3 protein-coding genes are annotated in these 6,102 nt (G+C 44.4%); 2 read left to right on the top strand and 1 reads right to left on the bottom strand.

Going from position 1 to position 6,102, the window contains the following annotated elements; all coding sequences use genetic code 11:
* The first annotated feature begins 348 nt into the window (after window positions 1–348).
* Complete coding sequence (gene pepN, locus B2575_RS02965) at window positions 349–2,949, top strand: aminopeptidase N (RefSeq protein WP_296240069.1); 2,601 nt, start codon at window positions 349–351, stop codon at window positions 2,947–2,949.
* Between the two features lie 160 nt (window positions 2,950–3,109).
* Here pepN and B2575_RS02960 read toward each other — a convergent pair whose 3' ends face one another.
* Window positions 3,110–4,192, bottom strand: coding sequence for a 3-deoxy-7-phosphoheptulonate synthase (locus B2575_RS02960; RefSeq protein ID WP_045446373.1), 1,083 nt, complete (start codon window positions 4,190–4,192; stop codon window positions 3,110–3,112).
* A 427-nt stretch (window positions 4,193–4,619) separates the two neighbouring features.
* On the opposite strand from B2575_RS02960, the gene lpxB reads away from it, so the two are divergent.
* A complete protein-coding gene (gene lpxB, locus B2575_RS02955; protein WP_227685394.1) occupies window positions 4,620–5,927 on the top strand; it encodes a lipid-A-disaccharide synthase in 1,308 nt (435 codons plus the stop codon).
* Window positions 5,928–6,102: the final 175 nt, after the last annotated feature.

Raw genomic sequence — 6,102 nt, 5'->3', positions numbered from 1 at the left:
GCATACTTTTTGATACACCACCAATCATTTTAATCGTGATTATCCAATGGGTGGCTGATGCTGATTATGCCGCTCTTTTAATGTATCGACTCTCTCATTGCCATCGCATTTTGATAAGTGTCATGGACGATGGACATAATAAAATTGCGACCTGCTCTTGAAATTTGGCAGTTTAGGTCAATGTAGCAAGATACCATTATCATGTTAATGGTCATAAAATTATGCTAATTGATGACCTGCCTTAGCTTAAATCGTCACGCTTTTTACCGTATATATTTTTTGCCATAAATAATAATAGGAATACCCATGTCTATTGCTGAAACTGATGCTCAAATCATTAATCCTGATATGCCAGATGTGCCACCGCATGCACCAAGTAAAATTAATTTAAAAGATTACCAGAAACCTAGCTTTGATGTGGAAACGGTTGATTTAGATATTAAACTGTTCGAAAATCATGCACAGGTAGACAGCACTCTGAAGATGGTACGTCAAACAGCAGGAGATCTCGTATTATTCGGTGAAGAGTTGGAGCTGATCGCCATTACGATGAATGGTAAGCCATTGACGGCTGAGGATTATCAACAACAAGCAGGCACGTTGACGATTGCTAATGCACCTGATGGGGTTATTTTAGAGATTCAAGTACGTATCTGTCCGCAGACCAATACCGCACTTGAAGGGTTCTATATGGCGGGCATTGGTGATGAGACGATGTTTGTCACCCAGTGCGAGCCGGAAGGTTTTCGTAAAATCACCTTTTATCCAGACCGCCCCGATGTGCTAGCGATATTTACCACGCGTCTTGAGGCGGATAAGCGTTATCCAACACTATTAGCCAATGGTAACTTGGTTGAAGCGGGTGAAGTGGCAGATGCCCCAGACCGTCATTATGCGATATGGCATGATCCAACCAATAAGCCAAGCTATCTATTTGCCTGTGTTGTCGCTGATTTAGACGTATTGACGGATTCCTATACCACCAGCGAAGGTCGTGAGGTGTTGCTGGAAATATACGCAAAGTCCGCTGACATCGATAAATGTGATGTCGGTATGCAAGCGTTGAAAGATTCGATGAAATGGGATGAGGTTAATTATGGTCGCGCCTACGATTTAGATCGCTATATGATTGTTGCCGTGAGTCAATTTAATATGGGCGCAATGGAAAACAAAGGTCTAAATATTTTTAATACTGCTTGTGTGTTATCCAGTCCTGAGACGACAACGGATGCGCGTAGCTTTAGTGTGAAAGCCATCATTGCCCATGAGTATTTTCATAATTGGACAGGCAATCGCATTACTTGCCGTGATTGGTTTCAATTGTGCTTAAAAGAAGGCTTTACCGTTTACCGCGATCAATCATTCTCAGCGGATCAGCAGTCGAGTGCCGTACAGCGTATCGACGATGTGGCGACCTTGCGTGCTCATCAGTTTGCGGAGGATGCAGGACCATTGGCACACCCGGTACGCCCTGAGAGTTTTGTCGAGATTAATAATTTTTATACGACGACTGTTTATGAGAAAGGCGCTGAAATCGTACGCATGATTGCCAATACGTTAGGAGCCGAGAATTTTCGTAAAGGCACGGATGAGTATTTCCGTCGTTATGATGGGCAAGCGGTGACGGTTGAGGACTTTTTGTCAGCGCTTAGCATCACGGATAGCAAGATTGAAAGCTTCATCGACTGGTATCGTCAGCCGGGCACACCAATGGTGTCTGGTCATCAACATTATGACCATGCAGCGCAGACACTGACGATTACGTTAAGTCAGCAAACCCGTCATGTCAGTGGCTTTTCTGCGCCAAAACCACTGCCTATTCCGGTCGCGACTGCGCTATTTGATAAAGACAGTGGTGACATTGTGGCTGAGCGTATGCTGCTACTCGATCAAGCCACGCAAACCTTTACCTTCGAAAATATAGCGCGTGAGCCTGTAGTATCCTTGCTACGTGATTTTAGTGCGCCAGTACAGCTCAATTATGATTATCAAGATGCAGATTTGGCATTTTTGCTCAAACATGAAACCAATGGTTTTAACCGCTGGCAAGTGACGCAGATGCTGGTCAATCGTATCTTGTTGCAAGGTCAAGGCGAGAAGAGCAGTCCTGATATCTATCTGCAAGCACTAGCGCAGACATTGCCTGTGCTCGCGGCTGAGGATGCGATGTTGGCTGCCCGCTTGCTTGATATTCCATCAGCGCAAGAGCTGGCGTCTGCTATTCATAAAGATTACGATCCAGCATTGGTGAAAGCGCAGCGCGACGACTTGTATCAGCAGCTTGCAAAGGCGCTAAAAGATCAATGGGCTGAGCTTTATGAGCAGCTACCTATGCAGTCTTATGAAGATAGTGCCGAGGCTCGTGGCACCCGTGCCTTGCGTAATGTGGTGCTCGATATGGCGCTGACCGCAAATGTCGATGGCGCAGATGAATGGGCGCAGCAGCAGTATGATGATGCAAGCTGTATGACGGAGCGTTTCGGTGCGTTGAAAGCGATGGTCAATCATCAACTGCTAAATGCTGATAAGTATTTAGCAGACTTTTATAATCGCTTCCAAAATAATGATTTGGTCATTGATTTATGGTTTAGTGTGCAAGCGTCTGCTGATACTGTCACCGCTGATACTATCCAATCCTTGATCGCTCACGCAGATTTTGATTGGAATACGCCCAATCGTGTACGCTCAGTGGTCAGTGCCTTTACCTCGCAGCCAACGGCTTTATGGACGGCAGAAGGGTTGGAGCTTTATATTGGTGTGATTAAAAAGTTGGATGATGCCAATCCTGTTTTGGCGTCGCGTTTATTGCAAGTGCTAGCGCGTTGGAATACCTTGGCTGAGCCACGTCGTCAAATGGCGCATGAGCGGTTGATTGAGTTGCAAAAGCAGGCTTCTTCTAAGCATGTACTTGAAAGTCTAAACAGTGTTTTAGGTGCGGCAAATGTATAAAGCGTAATATTTTATCAGTTACGTTGAAAACGTTAAACGTGATAAGCTAATAAGTTAAAGCATACAAAAAAGCCCGTTTGACATATCATGTCAGACGGGCTTTTTGCTGAGCAACTTATAAAGATAGAGTGATCTTTATCGTGATGAGGGACTGTCAATATTAACGATTCGGCAAAACGTCTTTGACCATATCACGTAGATTATACAGGGCAGTGACCGTACTGTCCCAATCTAAGCAACCGTCAGTGATAGACTTGCCATATTCGAGCTGGCTTAAGTCAGCCGTCAGTTTTTGATTGCCGCCTTTTAGATGACTCTCAATCATCATACCAATGATAGATTTATTGCCGTTTTGAATTTGCTCTGCAACGTTTTGGATAACCATCGGCTGTAGATATGGGTCTTTACCTGAGTTGGCATGGCTTGAGTCAATCATAATCTTGCTATTAGTTTTGCCTTTTGCCAGCTCGTTTTCCACTTGTGCAACCGCAGTCTCGTCATAGTTGGGCTTGCCGTTACCACCGCGGAGTACCACGTGCGCGTAAGGGTTGCCTTTAGACTTGATGATTGAGACTTTGCCATCTGCTGATAAACCCAAGAAGCTATGACCTTCTTTCACGGCTTGCATTGCGTTAACAGCGACTGTCATGCCGCCATCTGTTCCATTCTTGAAGCCTACTGGGCATGATAAGCCTGAACTCATTTCACGATGCGTTTGGCTCTCAGTGGTACGTGCGCCAATCGCTGACCAGCTGATCAAATCCTGCATGTACTGCGGGGTATTCGGGTCTAGTGCTTCGGTGGCGCAAGGCAGACCTTTTTCATTCAAATCGAGCAGTAGCTTACGGGCAGTACGCAGACCTTTTTCGATATCGAAGCTGTCGTTCATATCAGGGTCATTAATCATGCCTTTCCAGCCAACGGTTGTGCGCGGCTTTTCAAAATATACGCGCATCACCACAAATACGCTATCTTCGATTTCTTTTGCTAATATGGCCAACCGATCGGCATATTCGTGAGCGGCTTTGATATCATGAATAGAGCAGGGGCCGATGACTACAAAGAGGCGCTTGTCTTTACCGTCCAAGATGTTTTGGATAGTATTACGACCGTTTAATACGGTTTTATAGGCTGCATCTGATAAAGGTAGCTCAGTTTTTAGCTCAGCGGGAGTGATCAAAGGAATGAACTTTTCAATATTCACGTCGTCAATATCTGCATTATGGGTAACTGATGTTGTCATGGTTATATATCGTCTAGCTGATTTATAGGGAGTTTCATTATGCGGACAAAAGTGTTGGTTGACAAGGGCAGTCGCGCAGTTAATTGACTGATAACTGGAATGAGGAAACCAAAACTTAGTTATACTTGTTCAGCGCCAATCGTATATGAGCGCTTCAACAAGCAAGATTGTTACTCAATTTATCTGTCCGTATAGAAAAACGAATTAACCCGTTAAGTGGTCATTTCTGGCTTTTATCAGCTAATTTAGCTATTTGTATCATCGTCACGTATGATGACAATATAAAAGGTATGACGATAAAATAGTGAGTATGGCGAATGCTTAGGTATCACAGAGCTTTCGCGCAGATTTTATGCGTCGTATTTTATAATAATCATTCATTTATTTTATATGCATTTATTGTATTTTTTAATATCGAGAGCTTGTCATGACAGATTCTGCTACGCCTGATCAATATCATAACCTTATAGACCAAACAGAGACTGAAATTCGAAGTGCTGAATTACAGACTGTGCCATTGGTCATCGGTATCATCGCAGGTGAAGTGTCAGGGGATAGCTTGGGCGCAGACTTCATGCAGCAGATGAATAATCTACGTGGTGATATTGTGTGGGTCGGCGTCGGTGGTACAAAGATGCAAGCGCAAGGGCTGCAAAGCATTTTTCCATTGGAGCGTTTAGCGGTGATGGGTTTGGTAGAAGTCATGGCGCAATTGCCTGACTTGCTTAAAGCGCGCCGTGAATTATTGAGCGCATTTAAAGCCGCTGATATTGATTGGTTTATTGGCATTGATGCGCCTGATTTTAATCTTAGAGTGGCTAAAAAATTAAAACCGCAAGGCGTATTCTGCGTGCAGTATGTCAGCCCTTCTATTTGGGCATGGCGTGAGTCACGTATTCATAATATCAAAGCGGCGACCGACCTTGTGTTGTGTTTGTTCCCCTTTGAGCTGTCCGTTTATGAGCGTCATAATCATCCAGCAATATGTGTTGGTCATCCGCTGTTGCGTACGATTGATCAAACATTATTAGAGACACCGATCAATCAGCGCCGTAGTGAGCTGGTTTGGCACAACGATGGCTTGCAGCAGTTTTTTATTGAACGATTTGACGATGTCAGCCAGCTGATTTGTGTAATGCCAGGCTCTCGGCGCGGTGAAATCACGGCTATTTTGCCATTGATGTTAGATGGTATTCAAAAGTTGATATTGCTCGACCCCAAGCTGTGCTTTATCATTCCGACCGTCGACCAGAATCATCAATATATCGTCCAAGATGTTATTGATCAGCGCTCAGAGCAACTACGTGCTGCCATTGTGGTGGTTTATGATGATAGCCAGCCAGCCTTTAGTCAACAAGCGATGGCAGCCTCAGATATTGTGATGCTGGCATCTGGCACTGCAACGCTAGAGGCGATGCTGTTAGAGCGACCGATGGTGGTGGTTTATCAATTAAATAAACTCACCTATCAGATTGCCAAACGCTTGGTCAAAGTACCTTATGTGGCGCTGCCCAACATTTTGGCTGATACTGCAATCGTTCCTGAGCTGATTCAAGAGCAGGCGAGTGGTGATAATATCTGTCGTACGGTCATGCGGCTACTGCAACCGCGTGCCTATGCTGAGCAATTAAAAGATCTCGTCGCCACCAAGCACTTATTACAACAGCAGAGTAATCATGATCCCGCTAATAGCGTGATTGAACAATGGTTTATCCAAGCGAAACATCGGATTTAAGCCATTATTGATTGCGATCATTTCTTCTTCTATTAATCACAATGATACCTAATAACAAAGATACCTCGCCCCTATGAGTAACCAGTACCAAACCGACAACTCTGTCACCCCGATTGAAGTAAGTATTGAGCAAATTGATATCAAAGGTCAATATCTACAGCTGGTTGAGCCTATT

Source organism: Psychrobacter sp. UBA6739 (assembly GCF_002453835.1).
Taxonomy (GTDB): Bacteria; Pseudomonadota; Gammaproteobacteria; order Pseudomonadales; family Moraxellaceae; genus Psychrobacter; species Psychrobacter immobilis_A.
Note: the sequence above shows the minus strand (reverse complement) of the source record. Positions and strands in the feature narration are given on the sequence as shown.

What these genes read in the sequence shown, in the direction of transcription:
- pepN (WP_296240069.1), top strand. Translation starts at nt 349, where the DNA reads ATGCCAGATGTGCCACCGCATGCACCAAGTAAAATTAATTTAAAAGAT.
- B2575_RS02960 (WP_045446373.1), bottom strand. Translation starts at nt 4,192, where the DNA reads ATGACAACATCAGTTACCCATAATGCAGATATTGACGACGTGAATATT.
- lpxB (WP_227685394.1), top strand. Translation starts at nt 4,620, where the DNA reads ATGACAGATTCTGCTACGCCTGATCAATATCATAACCTTATAGACCAA.